This is a genomic window from Pseudomonas silesiensis, assembly GCF_001661075.1.
In the GTDB taxonomy this organism is placed as follows: Bacteria; Pseudomonadota; Gammaproteobacteria; order Pseudomonadales; family Pseudomonadaceae; genus Aquipseudomonas; species Aquipseudomonas silesiensis.
The window spans coordinates 4,433,908-4,455,378 of sequence record NZ_CP014870.1 but is presented as its reverse complement, the minus strand read 5'-3'; the positions used below and the strand labels follow the sequence as shown (position 1 = coordinate 4,455,378).

The window sequence follows — 21,471 nt, the reverse complement described above, 5'->3', positions numbered from 1 at the left end:
CCCGAAGGTGCCGTTTCTATTTACTACCGAGTACCGCCTAAACGATCAACCCGCCAACCCCGCCTGCTGAACCAGGTTCAGCAACGGCTGTGGATACAACCCAAGGAAGAACGCCAGCGCCGCGATAGCCAGCAGCATCACGCCGCCCGCACGTTGTTCCCAATGCAGTTGCGCATCGTGACGACGCAGGTTCGGTTCCATCAGGTACAGGGTGACCATCACACGCAGGTAGTAGAACACGCCGATGGCGCTGCCCAGTACCAGGGAGCCGACCAGCCACCATTGGTGGGACTCGACGCCGGTGGCGATGATGTAGAACTTGCCAATGAAGCCCGCGGTCAGCGGGATGCCGGCCAGGGACAGCATCATCACGGTCATCACGGCGGTCAGGTACGGACGGCGCCAGAACAGGCCGCGGTATTCGTACAGGGCGTCCGCGTCACGGCCGTTGTACGGCGAGGACATCAGGGTGATTACGCCGAACGCGCCGAGGCTGGTGATCACGTAGGTGACCAGGTACACGCCGATGGCTTCCACGGCCAGACCCTTGCTCGCCACCAGGGCGATCAGCAGGTAACCGAAGTGGGCGATGGACGAGTAACCCAGCAGGCGCTTGAGGTTGCTCTGGGTCAGTGCCAGCAGGTTACCGAACAGGATCGACGCAATGGCGATGATGGTCAGCACGTCGCTCAGCACGCCGCTGCTTGCCGCCGGCGAGATCTGGAACAGACGCACCATCACCGCGAACACCGCGACTTTCGACGCGGTGGCCAGGAACGCGGCCACCGGTGCCGGAGCACCTTCGTAGACGTCCGGGGTCCAGAGGTGGAAGGGCACCAGCGACAGCTTGAACGCCAGGCCGATCAGCATCATGCCCAGGCCCAGTTGCGCCAGCGAGCTTGGCAGGCCGGTGGCCGCCAGGGCCTGGCCGATGCCGTTGAAGCTCAGGCTGCCGGAGTCGGCATACAGCAGGGCCATGCCGAACAACAGGAACGCGGAACCGGCGGCCGACAGCACCATGTACTTGATGCCGGCTTCCAGCGAACGCTTGTTGAAGAAGGCATACGCCACCAGACCGTAGACCGGCACCGACAACAGTTCCAGACCGATGAACAACCCGGCCAGGTGCTGCGCGCTGACCAGGACCAGGCCACCGGCGGCGGCCATCAGGATCAGCAGGTACAGTTCTTCACGGTTGCCCGGGTAACCCGAACCGCCATCGCCGAGGTAGGCGTGGGCGAGGGTGACACAGGCGAGGGTGGCGACCAGGATCAGCGCCATGTACAGGCAGGCGAAGCTATCGATCTGCAGCAGTGGAGTCACAGCCAGGGGCGCGACTTTCAAGGCTGGCAGGATCGACAGCAACGCCAGGTTCAGGCCCGCCACGGAAATCAGGAAGGTCTGCGAGTGGTTGCGGCGCCAGGCAATCGCCAGCATCACCACGATGATCGTGGCGCTGGTGATCAACAACGGCGCAAGCGCGATAAAGTGTTGAGTCGTGAATTCCATAGCGCTCTTACCGGGCCGAAGCGAGTTGAGTGAAGGCGGTACCGAGCCATTGCTGCACGCCATGCATCGTCGCGGCAGAGGTATCGAGGAACGGTTGCGGGTACACGCCGATGTAGATCAGCAGCGCCGCAAGCCCGACCACCATGATCATTTCGCGACCGTCCATGCCATGCAGTACCGCGTCCGATTTGGCCGGGCCGAAGTACGCACGGTGGATCATGATCAGCGAGTAGACCGAACCGAACACCAGGCCCGACGTCGCGATGATGGTGATCCAAGGCGCAGCGGGGAAGGTGCCGAGCAGGATCAGGAACTCACCGACGAAGTTACCGGTACCCGGCAAGCCCAGGGACGCGGCTGCGAAGAACAGGCTGAGGGCCGGCAGGTAAGCGATCTTCGACCACAGGCCACCCATCTCACGCATGTCGCGGGTGTGGGTGCGCTCGTACAGCTGACCGGACAGGATAAAGAGTGCCGCGGCCGACAGACCGTGGGCCAGCATCTGCATCACCGCGCCCTGCAGCGCCAGTTGGCTGCCGGAGTAGATGCCGATCAGGACGAAGCCCATGTGGGAAACGGACGAGAAGGCGATCAGACGCTTGATGTCGGTTTGGGCGAAGGCCAGGAACGCACCGTAGAAGATCCCGATCAGACCGAGGGTCATGGCGATCGGCGCAAACTCGGCCGAAGCATTCGGGAACAGCGGCAGGGCGAAACGCAGCAGACCGTAGGCCGCTGTCTTCAACAAGATACCGGCCAGGTCGACGGAACCCGCGGTCGGCGCCTGGGCGTGGGCGTCAGGCAACCAGGAGTGGAACGGCACCACCGGCAGTTTCACCGCGAAGGCGATGAAGAAGCCGAGCATCAGGATGTACTCGGTGGTGAGCGACATCTTGGTTTTCAACAGGTCGGCGTAGTTGAAGGTAATCACGCCGGTGTCGTTGAAGTTGACCAGAACCAGACCGAGGATCGCCACCAACATGATCAGGCCGGACGCCTGGGTGAAGATGAAGAACTTGGTCGCCGCGTAGATCCGGGTTTTCTTGCCGTCCGAAGAACTGTGACCCCAGAGCGCGATGAGGAAGTACATCGGCACCAGCATCATTTCCCAGAAGAAGAAGAACATGAACAGGTCGAGGGCGAGGAACACGCCGACGACACCGCCCAGGATCCACATCAGGTTCAGGTGGAAGAAGCCAACGTGACGTTGAATCTCTTTCCACGAGCAGAGTACCGAGAGTACGCCCAGCAGACCGGTCAGCATGATCATCAACAGCGACAGGCCGTCGAGGGCCAGGTGCACGCTGATGCCGAAGCGCTCGATCCAGATGTGCTTGAACTCACGCACCCAGGTCGGGTCGGCGCCAGGCGCCGGGGCAAATGAATAGTCACCGTTGGCCCACAGCCAGAGGCCGAGAGCGAGCAACAGGGACATGGTGATCAGCGCAATCCAGCGTGGGAGGGTGGCGCCGAAGCGCTCACCCATCCAGCACAGCAGGCCGCCGATGAAGGGGATCAGGATTAGCCAAGGCAGAATCATGACGGGCTCAATTCCTTTCGCAAGTTCGCAAGGTTCATATTCAGACCGCTACCAGCACGATGGCGCCGATGACCAGCACGGAGCCGGCTGCCATCGATGCCGCGTACCAACGCAGTTGACCGGTTTCGGTACGGCTCAGGGCTGTGTGACCGCCTTTGGCCATACGCGGGATCAGACCGATGGTCTGGTCGAGCGGGTCTTTGCGCAGTACGTGGCTGATCGCAAGGTATGGCTTGACGAACAGTTTGTCGTAGATCCAGTCGAAGCCCCAGGCAGCGAACCACCAGGCCGAAAGGAAGCGGCCGATGCCGCTGTTGGCGATTGCCGTGACGAAACGCCGCTTGCCGAGGAACAGCAGCGCGGCCAGCAGGATACCGGCCAGGGCAATGGCGCCCGAAGCGATTTCCAGGCTGTGCTTGGCGTCGCCACCGGCATGGCCGACGCTTTGCGGCAGCACGCCGTGCAGTGGCGGAACGATCATCGCGCCGATGGCGGTGGACAATACGATCAGCACCGACAGAGGCAGCCAGTGAGCGATGCCGTGACCGGCGTGTGCTTCGGTCTTCGCTTCACCGTGGAACGCGATGAAGATCAGGCGGAAGGTGTACAGCGAGGTCATGAACGCACCGACCAGACCTGCGTACAGCAGCCCCTGGTTGCCGCTGGCGAACGCTTCCCAGAGGATTTCGTCCTTGGAGTAGAAGCCCGCGGTCACCAGTGGCAAGGCCGCGAGGGCCGCGCCGCCGACGATGAAGCTGGCGTAGGCCAATGGCAGTTTCTTCCACAGGCCGCCCATCTTGAAGATGTTCTGCTCGTGGTGGCAGGCCACGATCACCGCACCGGAGGCAAGGAACAGCAGCGCCTTGAAGAAGGCGTGGGTCATCAGGTGGAAGATCGCACCATCCCATGCACCAACGCCCAAGGCCAGGAACATGTAGCCGATCTGGCTCATGGTCGAGTAGGCGAGGATACGTTTGATGTCGGTCTGCACCAGGGCTGCGAAACCGGCGAGGACCAGGGTCACGCCACCGACGATGCCTACCAGATGCAGGATCTCCGGCGCCAGGGTGAACAGGCCGTGGGTACGGGCGATCAGGTAGACACCAGCGGTCACCATGGTCGCGGCGTGGATCAGTGCCGAAACCGGGGTAGGACCGGCCATCGCATCCGCCAGCCAGGTTTGCAGCGGCAGTTGCGCGGATTTACCCACGGCGCCGCCCAGCAGCATCAGGGTGGCCATGACCATCCAGAAGTCGCCGGCCTGGAATTTCTGCGGTGCCAGCACCAGCAGTTCCTGGATGTTCAGCGTGCCCAGTTGGGCGAACAGGATGAACAGGCCGATGGCCATGAACACGTCGCCGATCCGGGTGACGATGAAGGCTTTGAGTGCGGCGTTACCGTTGTTGCGGTTGCTGTAGTAGAAACCGATCAACAGGTACGAGCACAGGCCCACGCCTTCCCAGCCGAAGTACAGGAACAACAGATTATCGCCCAGCACCAGGAACAGCATGCTGGCGATAAACAGGTTGGTGTAGGCGAAGAAGCGCGAGTAACCGGCTTCACCGCGCATGTACCAGGACGCGAACAGGTGGATCAGGAAGCCGACGCCGACCACCACGCCGAGCATGGTCAGGGACAGGCCATCCAGGTACAGCGCGAAGTTCGGCGTAAAGCCTTCCACCGCCATCCACTGCCACAACACCTGGGTGTAGTGACCGCCTTCAGGCGGGGCGACGTTGAACTGCCAGATCACATAGGCAGTGACGATGGCAGACAGGCCAATGGAACCGACGCCGATCAGCGCCGCAAGGTTTTCCGAGATGCGTCCACGGGAGAACGACAGCAGCAGGAAACCTATGAGAGGGAATACGAAAGTCAGATAGAGAAGATTCATCCGCGCATCTCGCTGGCAGCGTCGATATCGAGAGTGTGGAAGCGGCGATACAGCTGCAACAGAATCGCCAGGCCGATACTGGCCTCGGCGGCTGCCAGGCTGATCACCAGGATGAACATGATCTGTCCATCCGGCTGACCCCAGCGGCTACCGGCAACGATGAACGCCAAAGCGGAGGCATTCATCATGATCTCCAGGCTCATCAGCACGAAAAGAATGTTGCGCCGGACCATCAGGCCGACCAGACCGAGGCAGAACAGGATGCCGGCGACCGCCAGACCATGCTCCAGAGGGATAGCAGGCATCGTCATTGCTCCTTGGCTTCGTTGCGGCCCAGGTGGAACGCCGTGACGGCTGCGGCAAGCAGCAGCATCGAGGCGAGTTCGACCACCAGCAGATAAGGACCGAACAGGCTGATGCCCACGGCCTTGGCGTCTACGGTGGTGTGGCCGATGGCCTGGCCGCTGGCGTCGCTGAACAGCACGTACAGCAGTTCAACCAGCAGCAGGGTGCCGAGGGCGACCGGGCCGAGCCAGATACCGGGCTTGAGCCAGACGCGCTCCTGCTGAACCGAGGCGGGCCCCAGGTTCAGCATCATCACCACGAACACGAACAGCACCATGATGGCGCCAGCGTAGGCGATCACTTCCAGCACACCGGCAAACGGTGCGCCGAGGGCGAAAAACGTCATCGCCACGGCAATCAGCGAAATGATCAGGTAGAGCAGGGCGTGCACGGGGTTGGTGTTGGTGATCACGCGAAGCGTGGACACCACAGCGATACCCGATGCGAAATAGAAAGCGAATTCCATCTTTCTTCCTTAAGGCAGCAAGCTCTTCACGTTGATCGGCTGGGCTTCATTCTGCGCGGAGCCTTTTGGCTTACCGGCAATCGCCATACCTGCAACACGATAGAAGTTGTAATCAGGGTTTTTGCCGGGGCCGGAGATCAGCAGATCTTCTTTCTCGTACACCAGGTCCTGACGTTTGAACTCGGCCATCTCGAAATCCGGTGTCAGCTGGATCGCGGTGGTCGGGCAGGCTTCCTCGCAGAGGCCGCAGAAAATGCAGCGCGAGAAGTTGATACGGAAAAACTCCGGGTACCAGCGCCCGTCATCGGTTTCAGCTTTCTGCAGCGAGATGCAGCCGACCGGGCACGCCACGGCGCACAGGTTGCAGGCTACACAACGCTCTTCGCCGTCGGGGTCGCGGGTCAGCACGATGCGGCCACGGAAGCGCGGCGGCAGGTACACGGCTTCTTCCGGGTACTGCAGCGTGTCGCGCTTGCGGAAGGCATGGCCGAAGATCATCACCAGGCTGCGAAGCTGGGTGAAGAAGCCATGCACGATGTCAAAAATGTACTTCATGATTCTCTATCCTCACTGAGCCGCGACGGCGGGCGTGTTGAGCAACACGATCGCAGCGGTCACCAGCATGTTGACGAGGGTCAGCGGCAGGCAGAACTTCCAGCTGAAGTCCATCACTTGGTCATACCGTGGGCGCGGGATCGAGGCGCGCAGCAGGATGAAGAACATGATGAAGAACGCGGTTTTCAGCGCAAACCAGATGAACGGGATCTGCGGCAGAATGCCGAACGGGCCGTGCCAGCCACCGAAGAACAAGGTTACCAGCAGCGCCGAAATCAGCACGATGCCGATGTACTCGCCGACGAAGAACATGCCCCATTTCATGCCGGCGTATTCAATGTGGTAACCGTCGGCCAGTTCCTGTTCCGCTTCCGGCTGGTCGAACGGGTGACGGTGAGTCACGGCGACGCCGGCGATGAAGAAGGTCAGGAAACCGAAGATCTGCGGAATCACGAACCACATGTTCTGCGCCTGGTATTCAACGATGTCGCGCATGTTGAACGAGCCGACCTGGATCACGATGCCCATCAGCGACAGGCCCATGAACACTTCGTACGACACGGTCTGTGCCGAGGCCCGCAAGCTGCCCAGCAGGGCGAACTTGTTGTTGCTCGACCAGCCGGCGAACAGCACCGCGTAGACCGACAGACCGGCCATGGCGAAGAAGAACAGGATGCCGATGTTGATATCCGCCACGCCCCAGGTCGGGGTGATCGGGATGATCGCGAAAGCAATCAGCAAGGCGCTCATGGCCACGACCGGTGCCAGGGTGAAGATCACCTTGTCGGCGAACGGTGGCGTCCAGTCTTCCTTGAAGAACATCTTGATCATGTCGGCGGCGATCTGGAACGCGCCGAACGGACCGACGCGGTTCGGACCGTAACGGTCCTGCCAGAGGGCGAGCAGACGACGCTCGACCCAGCTCAGCAGGGCGCCGCACACCACCACGGCGAGCAGGATCACGATGGCCTTGAGGACCGAGATGATCACGTCGATCACTTCAGGCGTGAACCAGGTCATTGAGCTGCCTCCTGCAGACCGTCAACGGATTTGCCAAAGATCGCTGGCGGAATGCCGGCGATACCAGCCGGCAATGCGACCAGACCGGCACCCAGCTCTTCGTTGATGCGCAGCGGCAGACGCAGGGTCTGGCCAGCAACGCTCAGGCTGAGCAGGGCGCCGTCATTGACACCCAGGCGGTCGGCTTCGGATTTGGCCAACGCGACGTAAGCGGCCGGAATGCGTTCCTGAACCGGCGCGGCTTTGGAAGAGTTCTCTTCGCTGCCGAACAGGTGGAAGAACGGCACGACCTGCCAGGTGCCTGGAGCCGGGTTGAACGCGCGCGGAACACTGGCGAACCAGTTCAGCGAATCACCGGTGCTTTCGATCAGGCGGGTGCCCGGGTCGCCAGCGCGGATGTGACCACCGACTTCGTCCTGGAACTTGTTCCAGGCCTGCGGCGAGTTCCAGCCCGGCGACCAGGCGAACGGCACTTGCTGACGGGGTTCGACCGAGCCCGAGTAACCTTCCATCGAGAACGAAAACGCGGTGTCTTTGTCCTGGGAGGTACGTGGTTCATGCACGCTGATGTCGGCGCGCATGGCGGTCCGGCCGCTGTAACGCAGCGGTTCGCGGGCCAGTTTCAGGCCTTTGATGCGGAACGCGGCGGACGGTGCGGCATCGACGATGCGGTTCAGTTGCGGCGTGCTTGCAGCCACGGCAGCGGTGACGTGGTCCAGCTGGGTCCAGTCGATCGGCTGGTTCAACAGGGTGGCGCGCAGGGCATGCAGCCAGCGCCAGCCTTCGTGAACCAGGATGCTCGCATCGAGGTAAGTCGGGTCGAAGACCTGGAAGAAGCGCTGGGCGCGGCCTTCCTGGCTGACCAGCGTACCGTCGCCTTCAGCGAAGCTGGCGGCTGGCAGGACCAGGTGCGCGCGATCGCTGGTGGCGGTTTTCTGATGGTCGGCCACGATCAGCACTTTCGCGGCGGTCAGGGCAGCATCGACCTTCGCTTTATCAGTGCGGGTGTACAGATCGTTTTCCAGCACGACGATGGCGTCGGCTTTACCGTCGATCACCGCTTGCAGCGCGGCATCGACCGAGTCGCCACCGAGCATGGCCAGGCCGAGGCTGTTGGCCTCTGGAACGATCAGGCTGATGGAACCGTTCTTCTCGCGCAGCTTCAGGGCCTTGGCGATGTTCGCCGCGGCTTCGATCAGCGCCTTGGAACCCAACGAGGTACCGGCAATGATCAGCGGACGCTTGGCGGCGAGTAGGGCGTCGGCAATGCGCTTGGCCAGCTCCAGGGCTTCAGCGTCCAGGCCTTCGACGGCCGGTGCGCTGGCGTCGAGGGCGTGAGCCACGGCGAAACCGATGCGGGCCAGATCGTCTGGGGCGGCGTGAACGCATTCTTCAGCGATGTCGTCGAGCTTGGTTTCAGCCAGGCTGGCGATGAACAGCGGATTCAGCGCGTCCTGGCCGATGTTCTTCACCGCGGCGTCGAGCCACGGCTGAACGCGCATGGCGTCGGCCATGTCTTCGGCCTTGCCCTTGACCGATTGACGCAGGGACAGCGCCATACGGGCGGCGGTCTGGGTCAGGTCTTCGCCAAGGACGAAGACCGCGTCGTGGTCTTCGATGTCGCGCATGTTCGGGATCGGCAGCGGGCTGTCTTTCAGAACTTGCATCACCAGACGGATGCGTTCCAGTTCGGACGCTTCGATACCGGAGTAGAAGTGCTCGGCGCCGACCAGTTCGCGCAACGCGTAGTTGCTTTCGAGGCTGGCGCGGGGCGAACCGATACCGACGATATTGCGACCGCGCAACAGGTCGGCGGCTTTATCCAGCGCTTCGTCGAGGGTCAGCTTGGCGCCGTTGGCCAGCAGCGGCTGGCGTGGGCGATCCTTGCGGTTGACGTAGCCATAGCCGAAACGGCCACGGTCGCACAGGAAGTACTGGTTCACCGAACCGTTGAAACGGTTCTCGATGCGACGCAGTTCACCGTAACGCTCGCCCGGGGAGATGTTGCAACCGCTGGAGCAGCCATGGCAGATGCTCGGCGAGAACTGCATGTCCCACTTGCGGTTGTAGCGCTCGGAGTGAGTCTTGTCGGTGAACACACCGGTCGGGCAGACCTCGGTGAGGTTGCCGGAGAACTCGCTTTCGAGGGTGCCGTCTTCAACGCGACCGAAGTACACGTTGTCGTGGGCGCCGAACACACCGAGGTCGGTGCCGCCAGCGTAATCCTTATAGAAGCGCACGCAGCGGTAGCAAGCGATGCAGCGGTTCATCTCGTGACCGATGAACGGGCCGAGATCCTGGTTCTGGTGGGTGCGCTTGGTGAAGCGGTAACGGCGCTCGTTGTGGCCGGTCATCACCGTCATGTCTTGCAGGTGACAGTGACCGCCTTCCTCACAGACCGGGCAGTCGTGAGGGTGGTTGGTCATCAGCCATTCGACGACGCTGGCGCGAAACACTTTCGCTTCTTCGTCGTCGATGGAGATCCAGCTGCCGTCGGTGGCGGGGGTCATGCAGGACATGACGATCCGACCACGCTTGTCGTTCTCGTCGGTGTACTGCTTGACCGCGCACTGGCGGCAAGCGCCAATGCTGCCCAGGGCTGGGTGCCAGCAGAAATAAGGGATATCGAGGCCTAGCGACAGACATGCCTGTAACAGGTTGTCTGCCCCGTCGACTTCGAGCTCTTTGCCGTCTACGTGGATAGTGGCCATGGTTCAAAGTTCTTCGTTGGCCCGGTGTCAGCGGGCGTGGCTAATGGAATCTTGTTATCCGCGCGAATCAACACAGCCGTTAAAGGCGTCATCGCACGAAAAGCGAAGGGCACGGACCCTTCGCCTTTTTTAAAGCGTTAAGCGCCGACTACGATCGGCCTGGCCAGAGGCGGGACGACGGCGCTGGTGGGCGCGATGCCGGCTTCGAACTCATGGCGGAAGTATTTGATTGCGCTGCCCAACGGCTCCACGGCGCCCGGTGCGTGAGCACAGAAGGTCTTGCCCGGGCCGAGGAAACCGACCAGACCCAGCAGGGTCTCGATGTCGCCGGCTTGCCCTTCACCATTCTCGATCGCGCGCAGCAGCTTGACGCTCCACGGCAGACCGTCACGGCACGGGGTGCAGAAGCCGCACGACTCACGGGAGAAGAACTCTTCCATGTTGCGCAGCAGGGACACCATGTTGACGCTGTCGTCCACCGCCATGGCCAGGCCGGTACCCATCCGGGTGCCCACCTTGGCGATGCCGCCGGCGTACATTTGTGCGTCCAGGTGTTCCGGCAACAGGAAACCGGTACCGGCGCCGCCTGGCTGCCAGCACTTGAGCTTGTAACCGTCGCGCATGCCGCCGGCGTAGTCTTCGAACAGCTCGCGACCGGTAACGCCGAACGGCAGTTCCCACAGACCGGGGTTCTTGACCTTGCCGGAGAAGCCCATGAGCTTGGTGCCCATGTCTTCACTGCCTTCGCGGGCCAACGATTTGTACCAGTCCACGCCGTCGGCAATGATCGCCGGCACGTTGCACAGGGTCTCGACGTTGTTCACGCAAGTCGGCTTGCCCCACACGCCAACGGCGGCGGGGAAGGGCGGCTTGGAGCGCGGGTTGGCGCGACGGCCTTCCAGGGAGTTGATCAGTGCGGTTTCTTCACCGCAGATATAACGCCCGGCACCGGTGTGGACGAACAGCTCGAAATCAAAACCCGAACCCAGGATGTTCTTGCCCAAAAGGCCAGCTGCCTTGGCTTCTTCCACGGCACGGTTCAGGTGCTTGGCGGCGGTGGTGTATTCGCCACGCAGGAAGATATAGCCACGGTAGGTTTTCAGCGCGCGAGCACTGATCAGCATGCCTTCGATCAGCAGATGGGGCAGTTGCTCCATCAGCATGCGGTCTTTCCAGGTGTTCGGCTCCATTTCATCCGCGTTGCACAGCAGGTAGCGGATGTTGATGGATTCGTCCTTGGGCATCAGGCCCCACTTCACGCCCGTGGGGAAGCCTGCACCGCCGCGGCCTTTGAGGCCGGCGTCTTTGACAGTCTGGACGATGTCGTCCTGGGCCATGTCGGCGAAGGCCTTGCGCGCAGCGGCATAACCGTTCTTGGCCTGGTACTCGTCGAGCCACACGGCTTCGCCGTCGTCACGCAGACGCCAGGTGAGCGGGTGACTCTCGGCTGACCGCTTGATGCGGTTGGCAGGTCCGAAGGAAGTCAGGGTCATACGTAGCCCTCGAGCAATTTGGCAACGCCGGCAGGCTGCACATCACCGAAAGTGTCGTCGTCGATCATCAACGCCGGCGCCTTGTCGCAGTTGCCGAGGCAGCAGACCGGCAGCAGGGTGAAACGACCGTCGGCGGTGGTCTGACCCAGGCCGATCCCCAGATTGCTCTGGATTTCGCTGACCACGGACTCGTGGCCGCCGATGTAGCAGACCATGCTGTCGCAGACGCGGATGATGTGGCGACCGACCGGTTGACGGAAGATCTGACTATAGAAGGTCGCGACGCCTTCGACGTCGCTCGCCGGAATGCCGAGGATCTCGCCGATGGCGTACAGCGCGCCGTCAGGCACCCAGCCACGTTCCTTCTGGACGATCTTCAGGGCTTCGATCGACGCCGCGCGCGGGTCTTCGTAGTGATGCAGCTCGTGCTCGATGGCCGAGCGCTCGGTTTCGCTCAGGGCGAAACGGTCTGTCTGGATAAGCGTGCTGTTCATGCTTAGCGGTCCACGTCGGCCATAACGAAATCGATACTACCCAGGTACGCAATCAAGTCCGCGACCATGCTGCCTTTGATCACCGAAGGGATCTGCTGCAGGTGCGGGAAGCTTGGAGTACGAATCCGGGTGCGGTAGCTCATGGTGCCGCCATCGCTCGTCAGGTAATAACTGTTGATGCCCTTGGTCGCTTCGATCATCTGGAAGGATTCGTTGGCCGGCATCACCGGGCCCCACGAAACTTGCAGGAAGTGCGTGATCAGGGTCTCGATGTGCTGCAGGGTGCGCTCTTTCGGCGGCGGCGTGGTCAGCGGGTGATCCGCCTTGTACGGGCCTTCCGGCATGTTGCGCATGCACTGCTCGATGATCTTGATGCTCTGGCGCATTTCTTCGACGCGCACGATGCAACGGTCGTAGGCATCGCCATTGACGGCCAGCGGCACTTCGAATTCGAAGTTCTCGTAGCCGGAGTACGGGCGCGCTTTACGCAGGTCGAAGTCGCAACCGGTCGAACGCAGGCCTGCACCGGTGACGCCCCATTCGAAGGCTTCCTTGGTGTTGTAGGCAGCGACGCCGATGGTCCGGCCTTTGAGGATGCTGTTGTCCAGGGCGGCTTTCTGGTATTCGTCCAGACGCTTTGGCATCCACTCGACGAAGTCTTTCACCAGTTTTTCCCAGCCCCGCGGCAGGTCGTGGGCGACGCCACCGATGCGGTACCAGGCCGGGTGCAGACGGAAACCGGTGATGGCTTCGATCACCGTGTACGCCTTCTGACGGTCGGTGAACGTGAAGAACACCGGGGTCATGGCGCCAACGTCCTGGATGTAGGTCCCCAGGAACAGCAGATGGCTGGTGATCCGGAAGAACTCGGCCATCATGATGCGGATGACGTCGACCTTCTCGGGCACCTTGATGCCGGCCAGCTTCTCGACCGAGAGCACGTACGGCAGGTTGTTCATCACGCCGCCGAGGTAGTCGATACGGTCGGTGTACGGAATGAAACTGTGCCAGGACTGACGCTCGGCCATCTTCTCGGCACCACGGTGGTGGTAACCGACGTCCGGCACGCAGTCGACGATCTCTTCGCCGTCCAGCTGCAGGATGATGCGGAACGCACCGTGGGCCGAAGGGTGGTTCGGGCCGAGGTTGAGGAACATGTAGTCCTCGTTCGCCCCGGAACGCTTCATGCCCCAGTCTTCAGGCTTGAAGCGCGCGGCTTCTTCCTCGAGCTGTTGCTTGGCCAGGGTCAGGCTGAACGGATCGAACTCGGTGGCACGGGCCGGGAAGTCCTTGCGCAGCGGGTGACCTTCCCAGGTCGGCGGCATCATGATGCGGGTCAGGTGCGGGTGACCTTTGAAGTCGATGCCGTACATGTCCCAGACTTCGCGCTCGTACCAGTTGGCGTTCGGCCAGATATGGGTAACGGTCGGTACGCTGAGGTCGCTCTCGGACAAGGCGACCTTGATCATTACGTCACTATTACGCTCGATCGACATCAAGTGATAGAACACAGTGAAGTCGGCGCCGCTTGGCAGCCCTTGACGCTTGGTGCGCAGACGCTCGTCCACGCCGTGCAGGTCATAGAGCATGACGTACGGCTTGGGCAGGTTGCGCAGGAACGTCAGGACTTCGACGAGTCTGGCCCGGGCAACCCAAAGCACCGGCATGCCGGTGCGGGTAGGCTGGGCGGAAAACGCCTCGGGGCCAAAACGGTTGTTCAGTTCGACGACCACATCCTGGTCGTCTGCCTTATAAGGCGGGATGTACAGAGCACTGCCTGTAGTCATGGTTATTTATCGCTTTCGGTCAACGTAAAGAATGAAGCCAGGTTCTCGTTCTATAAAAGAAGCAGATCTGGATCAGACTTCGTCGGGGCTGCGCAGGTTGGTGACTGCGATTCGCTGTTCGCGGCGCTGTTCCTTCTGCGAAGGCATCTCGGCGCGGTATACGCCTTGATCGCCGACGACCCAGGAAAGCGGACGACGCTCCTGTCCAATCGACTCCTGCAACAGCATCAAGCCTTGCAGGAAAGCCTCGGGGCGGGGCGGGCAGCCAGGCACGTAGACGTCCACGGGCAGGAACTTGTCCACCCCTTGAACGACGGAGTAGATGTCGTACATGCCACCGGAGTTGGCGCACGAACCCATGGAGATGACCCATTTAGGTTCGAGCATTTGCTCGTAGAGACGCTGAATGATCGGCGCCATCTTGATGAAGCAGGTACCGGCGATAACCATGAAATCCGCCTGGCGCGGCGATGCCCGGATAACCTCGGCGCCAAAGCGCGCGATGTCGTGGGGCGCCGTGAAGGCGGTGGTCATTTCCACGTAGCAGCACGAAAGACCGAAGTTGTACGGCCACAGGGAGTTCTTGCGCCCCCAGTTGATCGTGCCGTTAAGCACGTCTTCGAGCTTGCCCATGAAGATGTTTTTGTGGACTTGATCTTCTAACGGATCGGAAACGGTTTCCCGCTGGCCGATCGGATACTGCTCGTTAGGAGCATCGGGGTCGATCCTGGTGAGATTGTATTGCATTGCCAAAGCCTCATTGTTTCAGCTTCGCCTGCCGCTTGCGACGAGCTTCCGGAGCCCAGTCAAGGGCGCCCACTCGGAACAGGTAGACAAGACCTGCCAACAGAATTGCTATGAAAACGAGAGCTTCGACGAATCCGGTCCAGCCGCTTTCGCGGACGGACACAGACCAGGCAAAGAGAAAAAGGGCTTCGATATCGAAGATCACGAAGAGCATCGCGACCAGATAGAATTTGGCTGAGAGCCGCAAGCGGGCGCCACCTGTAGGTAGCATGCCCGACTCGAACGGTTCGTTTTTGCTGCGGCCCCAGGCTTTTGACCCGAGGAGGCTGGAGACGCCGAGCATGAAGGCGCACAGGCCGACAACGCCCAGAAGGAAAATGGCAAAGCCCCAGTTGTGGGCCATGAGTCCTGTCGCTTCGGGCATGCTGGAAATCCTTAACAGAGAGCAAAGGTCTCTGAGCTTGAAAAAGAAACAACGCAGTGACGATATGTCGCAGCAATCGATCCCGCTGATTTTATGGCTAAACACGGTGCAAGTAAAATTCAGATAGCGAAATTATTGGGTGGAAAAAGGACATTGCGGACGTCCGTTACCCTGTAACCCATGCGTGGCGGGCATTAGGCGGTTTTTCGTTAAATATGTTTTGTAAGGAATGTAACGAACATTTTTCGAGCTAAATGATAATCAATATTGTTTGCGGCGGTTTTTAAACTGTTTGGCGGACGAGTGAGTGGGAAGTTGTCTTATATGCGGCTTACTGCAAGTAGCGGGCAGGGCTGTTTTACCTTGATTTTCCGCGGAAGAAACTGCTCTGGATCAATGTGTTTCCCACCGTGATCGTGCTGCGACGCAAACCTCTGATGGTACTGGCTCGTCGGATTGCCGCACCGCAGCGAAGAGGTCCGAAAGCCCTGCACTGAATGGACGGTCATTGGCTGTGGTTGGCGCGGCATGTGGTGGTTTCCAGGAAGGTTCCTACAGGCCATTCATCTGCAGGCGAAGGGCTTTTCTGAATGTTGCTAAAAGTCGGATGTGTGGCTTGATCGTGCCCTGTCGCCAGGTAATCTCGGTGGCTGGACGGTTTTGTCACAGGTTGTTGGCCTGGATGCGTCATGAGCCGCTTGGCCAATGACTGGCGTGATGGTCGTACCTGAATTCAGTAACCATGTCGCTCTCGGTTCCTGTCACTGCCTATTGAAATCGACCGGTAATTTTCAAGGAGTGTGAGCCGAGCGAGTCATTTGTCGTTCAGCTCCAGCAATGTCAAGGAACCTCTATGCGACCGCAATATGATCCAGCCCGGGTAGAAAGTACGGCGCAGGCCAAATGGCTTGAAGATGATGTATTCAGGGCGGTCGAAGATGAAGCCCGACCCAAGTTTTATGCCTGCTCGATGCTCCCTTACCCCTCGGGAAAGTTACATATGGGGCACGTGCGTAACTATACGATCAACGACATGTTGGCCCGTCATATGCGCATGAAAGGATTCAACGTGCTAATGCCGATGGGCTGGGACGCTTTCGGCTTGCCGGCAGAGAATGCGGCCATGCAGTCGGGTGTTTCTCCCGCCGAGTGGACACGGCTGAACATTGCGGACATGAAGGCGCAAATGCAGCCGCTGGGACTGGCCTTCGACTGGTCGCGCGAGATCGCCACCTGCGACCCGCAGTATTACAAATGGAGTCAGTGGTTCTTCTTGAAGTTGCTGGAAAAGGGTGTGGCCTACAAGAAAACCCAGACAGTCAATTGGGATCCTGTCGACCAGACGGTGCTGGCCAATGAGCAGGTGATCGACGGTCGAGGCTGGCGCTCGGGGGCGTTGGTCGAGCAGCGGGAAATTCCCGGGTACTACCTGCGTATCACGCAATATGCCGAAGAGTTGCTGTCAGCCATCGACACACTGGATGGCTGGCCCGACAGGGTGCGCACCATGCAGCGCAACTGGATCGGCAAGGCCAGCGGTGTTCGTCTGGCATTTGCCCACCGGATCCGGGATGCGTCCGGGCAACTGATCGATGCCGGCATGCTGTGGGTGTTCACAACCCGCGTGGATACGCTCATGGGGGTGACCTTCTGTGCCATTTCTCCCGAACATGCGCTTTCCAGGCGAGCCCTGGAGCTTGATCCGGGTCTTGAGCCGCAGGTGAAGGCATGTCGCCAGGCGGCAGAGGCCGGTCCGGCCACCAGCGCCCAGGTCAAGATTGGCGTTCCCAGCGGTTTGCACGTCGAGCACCCGTTGACCGGTGAGCCTGTCGCCCTGTGGATAACCAACTATGTACTCAGCGAATATGGGGAAGGCGCCTTGATGGCCGTGCCTGCCCACGATGAGCGTGACTTCGACTTTGCCAATCAATACGGGTTGCCTGTTCGTCAGGTCATTGCTTGCGACGATCAGGTCTATGACTTTCAGGACTGGTCGGACAGTCATGCCGGTCGGGATGGCCATCTCATCAACTCCGGCGCCTACGACGGGCTGACGGTCGCACAGGCCACCCAGGCCATCGTCGCGGCGTTGGTTGAGCGTGGGATGGGTGAGGAAGCCACCACCTGGCGCCTGCGCGACTGGGGGATTTCACGGCAACGTTACTGGGGGACCCCAATCCCCATCATCCGTTGTGAACACTGTGGCGACGTCCCAGTCCCTTATTCGGATCTGCCTGTGGTGTTACCGACCGATTGCATTCCCGACGGAAGCGCAAATCCGTTGCTGGCGCATGCCGGGTTTCGCCAGGTGGCTTGCCCTCGCTGCGCGGCTCCGGCGCTACGGGAAACGGATACCCTGGATACCTTCGTCGACTCAAGCTGGTATTTCATGCGCTATTGCGATCCCGACAGTGATACAGCGATGGTCGGGCCCGGCAGCCGATACTGGATGGCCATCGATCAATACATCGGCGGTATCGAGCATGCGGTGCTGCATTTGCTGTACGCCAGGTTCTGGACCCGGGCGATGCGCGATGAAGGGCTGGTGGCGTTCAGCGAACCGTTCAAGAACCTGTTCACCCAAGGCATGTTGTTGCGTGAAAGTTATTACCGCGCAGCGGACGATGGCAGCCGGCAATGGTTTTATCCCGCGCAAGTGACGGTCCAGTACGATGAAAAAGGTCGCCCGGTAAAGTCTACGGCGCTTGAGGACGGTTTGCCCGTCATCATTGGCGGCGTGGAAAAAATGTCGAAGTCGAAGAACAACGTTGTCGAGCCGAAGGACATCATCGACAGGTTTGGCGCCGACACTGCCCGTTTGTTTACCATTTTCGCGGGCCCTCCCGACCAGGACACGATCTGGAGCGACAGCGGGGTTGAGGGGGCTTATCGCTTCCTGCGCCGGCTATGGACGTTTGCCTGTGACAGCCAGGCCCGGGACGGCAGGGATGATGGGGTTGAGGACGTTGCCGAATCCAGACGCGTACGCTTTGAGATGCATCGGTTGCTGCAGCAGGTCAACAGCGATTACGAACGGATGCAATACAACACGGTAGTGTCGGGTGCGATGAAGATGCTCAAGGTGCTGGAGGGGGGCAGGGCTGCCGGCCTCCAGGTGACCCGCGAGGGGATGGCGATCCTGTTGCAGGTCCTGAATCCCGTGACGCCGCACATCACCCAGGTACTCTGGGCGGAACTGGGTTTCCCGGGCGACATTTATGACAGTTCATGGCCTGTGCCGGATAACGAAGCCTTGAAGCAGGACGAAGTGAAAATGATGGTGCAAGTGAACGGCAAATTGCGTGGGGAAATCCTGATCCAGGCTGATGCCGATCACGATGCAATACGGATCCGGGCATTGGCTGATCCGGTGTTGCGCAGCCATCTGGAGGGCGCGAGCAGGATGATCGTGGTGCCTAACCGACTGGTTAACTTCGTTATCTGATTCTCGATCGCTTACTCCTGTAGGAGCGAGCGGTGCGACGATTCGACTTGCCCGCGAACCAGGCACCGCGGTGTATCTGTAATGCCGCGTTACCGTTCTTCGCCGGCAAGCCTGGCTCCTACAGGCGAACCAGGCACCGCGGTGTATCTGTAATACCGCGTTACCGTTCTTCGCCGGCAAGCCTGGCTCCTACAGGGGGGGGTGAATTGCGATCAAAAAAAACGCCCCGAACCAGTCGGGGCGTCAGATGGGCGGCGTTGCGGTTAGCTTTCTATTCGATCCGCAACGGCCGTTCGTTCAAGTGCGGCCAATCAGTGAAACTGTTCTTCTTCAGTCGAACCGGTCAGCGCGGTGACCGAAGACGAACCACCCTGGATCACGGTGGTCATGTCGTCGAAGTAGCCGGTGCCCACTTCCTGTTGGTGAGCCACGAAGGTGTAACCCTTGGCAGCGTCGGCGAACTCTTGTTCTTGCAGCTTCACGTAGGCAGTCATGTCGTTGCGGGCGTAGTCGTGCGCCAGGTTGAACATGCTGTGCCACATGTTGTGAATGCCGGCCAGGGTGATGAACTGGTGCTTGTAACCCATGGCGGACAATTCGCGCTGGAACTTGGCGATGGTCGCGTCGTCCAGGTTTTTCTTCCAGTTGAAGGAAGGCGAGCAGTTGTACGACAGCAGTTGGTCCGGGTATTCCTTTTTGATCGCTTCGGCGAAGCGACGAGCTTCGTCCAGGTCCGGCTTGGCGGTTTCGCACCAGATCAGGTCGGCGTACGGCGCGTAGGCCAGGCCGCGAGCGATGGCCTGGTCGAGACCGGCGCGCACTTTGTAGAAGCCTTCCTGGGTACGTTCGCCAGTCACGAATGGCTGGTCGTATGGGTCGCAATCGGAAGTCAGCAGGTCCGCCGCGTTGGCGTCGGTGCGGGCCAGGATGATGGTCGGCGTGCCGGCCACGTCAGCTGCCAGACGAGCAGCGGTCAGCTTCTGTACGGCTTCCTGGGTAGGCACCAGTACCTTGCCGCCCATGTGGCCGCATTTTTTCACGGATGCCAGCTGGTCTTCGAAGTGAACGCCGGCGGCGCCTGCTTCGATCATGCTTTTCATCAGCTCGTAGGCGTTCAGTACGCCGCCGAAACCGGCTTCGGCGTCAGCCACGATCGGCGCGAAGTAGTCGATGTAACCTTCGTCGCCCGGGCCTTTGCCGGCTTTCCACTGGATCTGGTCAGCACGACGGAACGAGTTGTTGATGCGCTTGACCACGGTTGGAACCGAGTCCACCGGGTACAGCGACTGGTCCGGGTACATCGATTCGGCGGAGTTGTTGTCCGCAGCCACTTGCCAGCCCGACAGGTAGATCGCCTGGATACCGGCCTTGACTTGTTGTACCGCCTGGCCGCCAGTCAGGGCGCCCATGCAGTTGACGAAATCTTTCTCGGGGCGGAAGGACGGCTTGGCACCCTGGGTCACCAGGTTCCACAGCTTCTCGGCGCCGAGTTTTGCAAAGGTGTGCTCAGGTTGAACCGAGCCACGCAGGCGGACGACGTCAGCAGCGGAGTAAGCGCGTGTCACGCCTTTCCAGCGTGGGTTTTCAGCCCAGTCTTTTTCGAGGGCTGCAATTTGCTGTTCGCGTGTCAGTGCCATGGAGATAAACCTCGTCGCGTCTTTTACGGAAAGTTGTTCTGCGGTGGAAAACTCATGCTCGCTGACCAGAAGCTTAGGCGGTCAAGTCGAATTCGGCGGGGTTGGCGACGGGATGAACGATGGCTCGAGGGGAAGTGAGCAGGTAAGGGCGAACTGGCGAGCGCATTCGGGCGTCGTGGGCCTTTGTACGAACTTCAGTGTGATGCCGGGCTTACCTAAATACGCTTCCGTCCCTCGGGACAACTTCGTTCCAGTCGGCAACCTCGTCAAACACACCTTGTGGGCGGTACAGACACGAAGCGGCTCGCGGGGTAGGTGCGAACATCGCTTCGAAGGCCCTTGCCAGGGCCCCTGATTAGCGGGAGCGAGGCCATCATGCCTTTGCTTTTTTGTATCGTCAAACGTTTTGTAGTGCTTTTTTTGCGCCACTACATCTTTGGTCTAATACGACTAATCAGTCAGTTTTCGGTGATTCAGTCCAAAGTATCGACTTTCACCCGCAGGGTCATGTCATCCCTGCCCTGGGTCGAGTAGCTGCGGGTCAGGCCCTGTTTATCGGCCTGGGTCTGGCGATTCACGCCGGCCAGGGTGATCCATTCGCCCAGGCGTCCCGTGACAGTTGTGTCGGTACTTTGCACGTTCACTACATCGGGCCGTTCCTGGCTGATGCGATCACGATTGGTGCTGATCGCCAGGTGAACGGTTTCGCCGGTGACGCTGGCGGTGACGTAGAAACCCTGGGTGACGTTGCGGTACTCGGTCTGGCTGCGCAGGTCGCCGTAAGAATCGGCCTGGGTGCTGGTCAGCGGCACGCTCTGGCCGACCTGGATCAGCGCCGGAGCCCCTTCACTGGCCTGGATTTGCTGGATGCCGCCGTCGCGGCTGTCGGTGCTGCGGCTGATGATGCGGGTCTGGCCCGGTTTGGCGCCGTTGACCGAATAACCCTGGTCATTCTGAAAGTTGTTTTCGCTGGTGTCGACGGTGATCAGCAGGCGTTTGGGTGCGGTATCGAGTTGGGCGATGAGGGCTTTAAGTTCGTCGATCTTGCGTTGATCGGCGTTGACGATCAGCTGGTTGCCGTAGGCGCTGACCTGGCCTTCCTTGCCTATGAAGTCCTGCGCCATCGGCAACATGTCGGCGCTGGTGTGGTAATTCAGCGGCACGATCTCGGTGGCGGCCATGACCGAAGCACTGCAGGTCAGTAGCAGTGTGGTTAGGAGGGTGCGTAGGGACATGTCCTTTTTCTCCGACTTCTGATGCCTTGATATGTAGGAGCGAGCTTGCTCCGGGCGGCGTTCCGACGATGGACGTAAGGGTGCCTAGGAGTGTCAGGCTTTGCGCGTTATCGTTGACGTCCATCGTCGGAACGCCGCCCGGAGCAAGCTCGCTCCTACAGGGTTTGAT

16 protein-coding genes are annotated in these 21,471 nt (G+C 60.5%); 1 reads left to right on the top strand and 15 read right to left on the bottom strand.

Annotated features, from left to right (window positions below; translation table 11 throughout):
• Nucleotides 1–45: 45 nt before the first annotated feature.
• The 13 genes from nuoN to PMA3_RS19670 all read right to left on the bottom strand — a co-directional run bounded on the left by nuoN (nucleotide 46) and on the right by PMA3_RS19670 (nucleotide 14,985).
• Nucleotides 46–1,509 (bottom strand): NADH-quinone oxidoreductase subunit NuoN, encoded by a 1,464-nt coding sequence (gene nuoN, locus PMA3_RS19730; RefSeq protein WP_064678750.1) that lies wholly within the window; start codon nucleotides 1,507–1,509, stop codon nucleotides 46–48.
• 7 nt (nucleotides 1,510–1,516) lie between these two features.
• Nucleotides 1,517–3,049, bottom strand: a complete 1,533-nt coding sequence (gene nuoM / locus PMA3_RS19725; protein WP_064678749.1) for an NADH-quinone oxidoreductase subunit M — start codon at nucleotides 3,047–3,049, stop codon at nucleotides 1,517–1,519.
• 40 nt (nucleotides 3,050–3,089) lie between these two features.
• Nucleotides 3,090–4,943 carry an NADH-quinone oxidoreductase subunit L gene (gene nuoL, locus PMA3_RS19720; protein WP_064678748.1) on the bottom strand — a complete coding sequence of 618 codons (1,854 nt, stop codon included), beginning with the start codon at nucleotides 4,941–4,943 and terminating at the stop codon, nucleotides 3,090–3,092.
• Complete coding sequence (nuoK, locus tag PMA3_RS19715; protein WP_010458852.1) at nucleotides 4,940–5,248, bottom strand: NADH-quinone oxidoreductase subunit NuoK; 309 nt, start codon at nucleotides 5,246–5,248, stop codon at nucleotides 4,940–4,942. Before nuoK ends, nuoL begins: the two co-directional genes overlap by 4 nt.
• Before the next feature lie 2 nt (nucleotides 5,249–5,250).
• A complete protein-coding gene (nuoJ, locus tag PMA3_RS19710; protein ID WP_007905076.1) occupies nucleotides 5,251–5,754 on the bottom strand; it encodes an NADH-quinone oxidoreductase subunit J in 504 nt (167 codons plus the stop codon).
• A 9-nt stretch (nucleotides 5,755–5,763) separates the two neighbouring features.
• Nucleotides 5,764–6,309: an NADH-quinone oxidoreductase subunit NuoI gene (nuoI, locus tag PMA3_RS19705; protein ID WP_198044941.1), complete on the bottom strand. Its 546-nt coding sequence runs from the start codon at nucleotides 6,307–6,309 to the stop codon at nucleotides 5,764–5,766.
• A 12-nt stretch (nucleotides 6,310–6,321) separates the two neighbouring features.
• Nucleotides 6,322–7,329 (bottom strand): NADH-quinone oxidoreductase subunit NuoH, encoded by a 1,008-nt coding sequence (gene nuoH, locus PMA3_RS19700; protein ID WP_064678747.1) that lies wholly within the window; start codon nucleotides 7,327–7,329, stop codon nucleotides 6,322–6,324.
• Nucleotides 7,326–10,040, bottom strand: coding sequence for an NADH-quinone oxidoreductase subunit NuoG (gene nuoG / locus PMA3_RS19695; RefSeq protein ID WP_064678746.1), 2,715 nt, complete (start codon nucleotides 10,038–10,040; stop codon nucleotides 7,326–7,328). Before nuoG ends, nuoH begins: the two co-directional genes overlap by 4 nt.
• A 137-nt stretch (nucleotides 10,041–10,177) precedes the next feature.
• Nucleotides 10,178–11,533: an NADH-quinone oxidoreductase subunit NuoF gene (gene nuoF, locus PMA3_RS19690; RefSeq protein ID WP_064678745.1), complete on the bottom strand. Its 1,356-nt coding sequence runs from the start codon at nucleotides 11,531–11,533 to the stop codon at nucleotides 10,178–10,180.
• Nucleotides 11,530–12,027 carry an NADH-quinone oxidoreductase subunit NuoE gene (nuoE, locus tag PMA3_RS19685; RefSeq protein ID WP_008146039.1) on the bottom strand — a complete coding sequence of 166 codons (498 nt, stop codon included), beginning with the start codon at nucleotides 12,025–12,027 and terminating at the stop codon, nucleotides 11,530–11,532. Before nuoE ends, nuoF begins: the two co-directional genes overlap by 4 nt.
• A gap of 2 nt (nucleotides 12,028–12,029) precedes the next feature.
• Nucleotides 12,030–13,814, bottom strand: coding sequence for an NADH-quinone oxidoreductase subunit C/D (gene nuoC / locus PMA3_RS19680; protein ID WP_064678744.1), 1,785 nt, complete (start codon nucleotides 13,812–13,814; stop codon nucleotides 12,030–12,032).
• Nucleotides 13,815–13,886: 72 nt separating this feature from the next.
• On the bottom strand, nucleotides 13,887–14,561 hold the full coding sequence (locus PMA3_RS19675) for a NuoB/complex I 20 kDa subunit family protein (protein ID WP_050682721.1): 675 nt from the start codon (nucleotides 14,559–14,561) through the stop codon (nucleotides 13,887–13,889).
• A 10-nt stretch (nucleotides 14,562–14,571) separates the two neighbouring features.
• On the bottom strand, nucleotides 14,572–14,985 hold the full coding sequence (locus PMA3_RS19670) for an NADH-quinone oxidoreductase subunit A (protein WP_003223812.1): 414 nt from the start codon (nucleotides 14,983–14,985) through the stop codon (nucleotides 14,572–14,574).
• Nucleotides 14,986–15,838: 853 nt separating this feature from the next.
• Here PMA3_RS19670 and leuS point away from each other — a divergent pair.
• Nucleotides 15,839–18,430, top strand: a complete 2,592-nt coding sequence (leuS, locus tag PMA3_RS19665) for a leucine--tRNA ligase (RefSeq protein ID WP_064678743.1) — start codon at nucleotides 15,839–15,841, stop codon at nucleotides 18,428–18,430.
• Between the two features lie 311 nt (nucleotides 18,431–18,741).
• Here the strand turns inward: leuS and aceA are convergent, their stop codons facing one another.
• Both aceA and PMA3_RS19655 read right to left on the bottom strand, forming a co-directional pair.
• Entirely contained in the window at nucleotides 18,742–20,067 is a 1,326-nt protein-coding gene (aceA, locus tag PMA3_RS19660) for an isocitrate lyase (protein ID WP_008032724.1), read from the bottom strand.
• Between the two features lie 473 nt (nucleotides 20,068–20,540).
• Nucleotides 20,541–21,302: a secretin N-terminal domain-containing protein gene (locus tag PMA3_RS19655; protein WP_064678742.1), complete on the bottom strand. Its 762-nt coding sequence runs from the start codon at nucleotides 21,300–21,302 to the stop codon at nucleotides 20,541–20,543.
• Nucleotides 21,303–21,471: the final 169 nt, after the last annotated feature.

What these genes read in the sequence shown, in the direction of transcription:
- nuoN (WP_064678750.1), bottom strand. Translation starts at nt 1,509, where the DNA reads ATGGAATTCACGACTCAACACTTTATCGCGCTTGCGCCGTTGTTGATC.
- nuoM (WP_064678749.1), bottom strand. Translation starts at nt 3,049, where the DNA reads ATGATTCTGCCTTGGCTAATCCTGATCCCCTTCATCGGCGGCCTGCTG.
- nuoL (WP_064678748.1), bottom strand. Translation starts at nt 4,943, where the DNA reads ATGAATCTTCTCTATCTGACTTTCGTATTCCCTCTCATAGGTTTCCTG.
- nuoK (WP_010458852.1), bottom strand. Translation starts at nt 5,248, where the DNA reads ATGCCTGCTATCCCTCTGGAGCATGGTCTGGCGGTCGCCGGCATCCTG.
- nuoJ (WP_007905076.1), bottom strand. Translation starts at nt 5,754, where the DNA reads ATGGAATTCGCTTTCTATTTCGCATCGGGTATCGCTGTGGTGTCCACG.
- nuoI (WP_198044941.1), bottom strand. Translation starts at nt 6,309, where the DNA reads ATGAAGTACATTTTTGACATCGTGCATGGCTTCTTCACCCAGCTTCGC.
- nuoH (WP_064678747.1), bottom strand. Translation starts at nt 7,329, where the DNA reads ATGACCTGGTTCACGCCTGAAGTGATCGACGTGATCATCTCGGTCCTC.
- nuoG (WP_064678746.1), bottom strand. Translation starts at nt 10,040, where the DNA reads ATGGCCACTATCCACGTAGACGGCAAAGAGCTCGAAGTCGACGGGGCA.
- nuoF (WP_064678745.1), bottom strand. Translation starts at nt 11,533, where the DNA reads ATGACCCTGACTTCCTTCGGACCTGCCAACCGCATCAAGCGGTCAGCC.
- nuoE (WP_008146039.1), bottom strand. Translation starts at nt 12,027, where the DNA reads ATGAACAGCACGCTTATCCAGACAGACCGTTTCGCCCTGAGCGAAACC.
- nuoC (WP_064678744.1), bottom strand. Translation starts at nt 13,814, where the DNA reads ATGACTACAGGCAGTGCTCTGTACATCCCGCCTTATAAGGCAGACGAC.
- PMA3_RS19675 (WP_050682721.1), bottom strand. Translation starts at nt 14,561, where the DNA reads ATGCAATACAATCTCACCAGGATCGACCCCGATGCTCCTAACGAGCAG.
- PMA3_RS19670 (WP_003223812.1), bottom strand. Translation starts at nt 14,985, where the DNA reads ATGCCCGAAGCGACAGGACTCATGGCCCACAACTGGGGCTTTGCCATT.
- leuS (WP_064678743.1), top strand. Translation starts at nt 15,839, where the DNA reads ATGCGACCGCAATATGATCCAGCCCGGGTAGAAAGTACGGCGCAGGCC.
- aceA (WP_008032724.1), bottom strand. Translation starts at nt 20,067, where the DNA reads ATGGCACTGACACGCGAACAGCAAATTGCAGCCCTCGAAAAAGACTGG.
- PMA3_RS19655 (WP_064678742.1), bottom strand. Translation starts at nt 21,302, where the DNA reads ATGTCCCTACGCACCCTCCTAACCACACTGCTACTGACCTGCAGTGCT.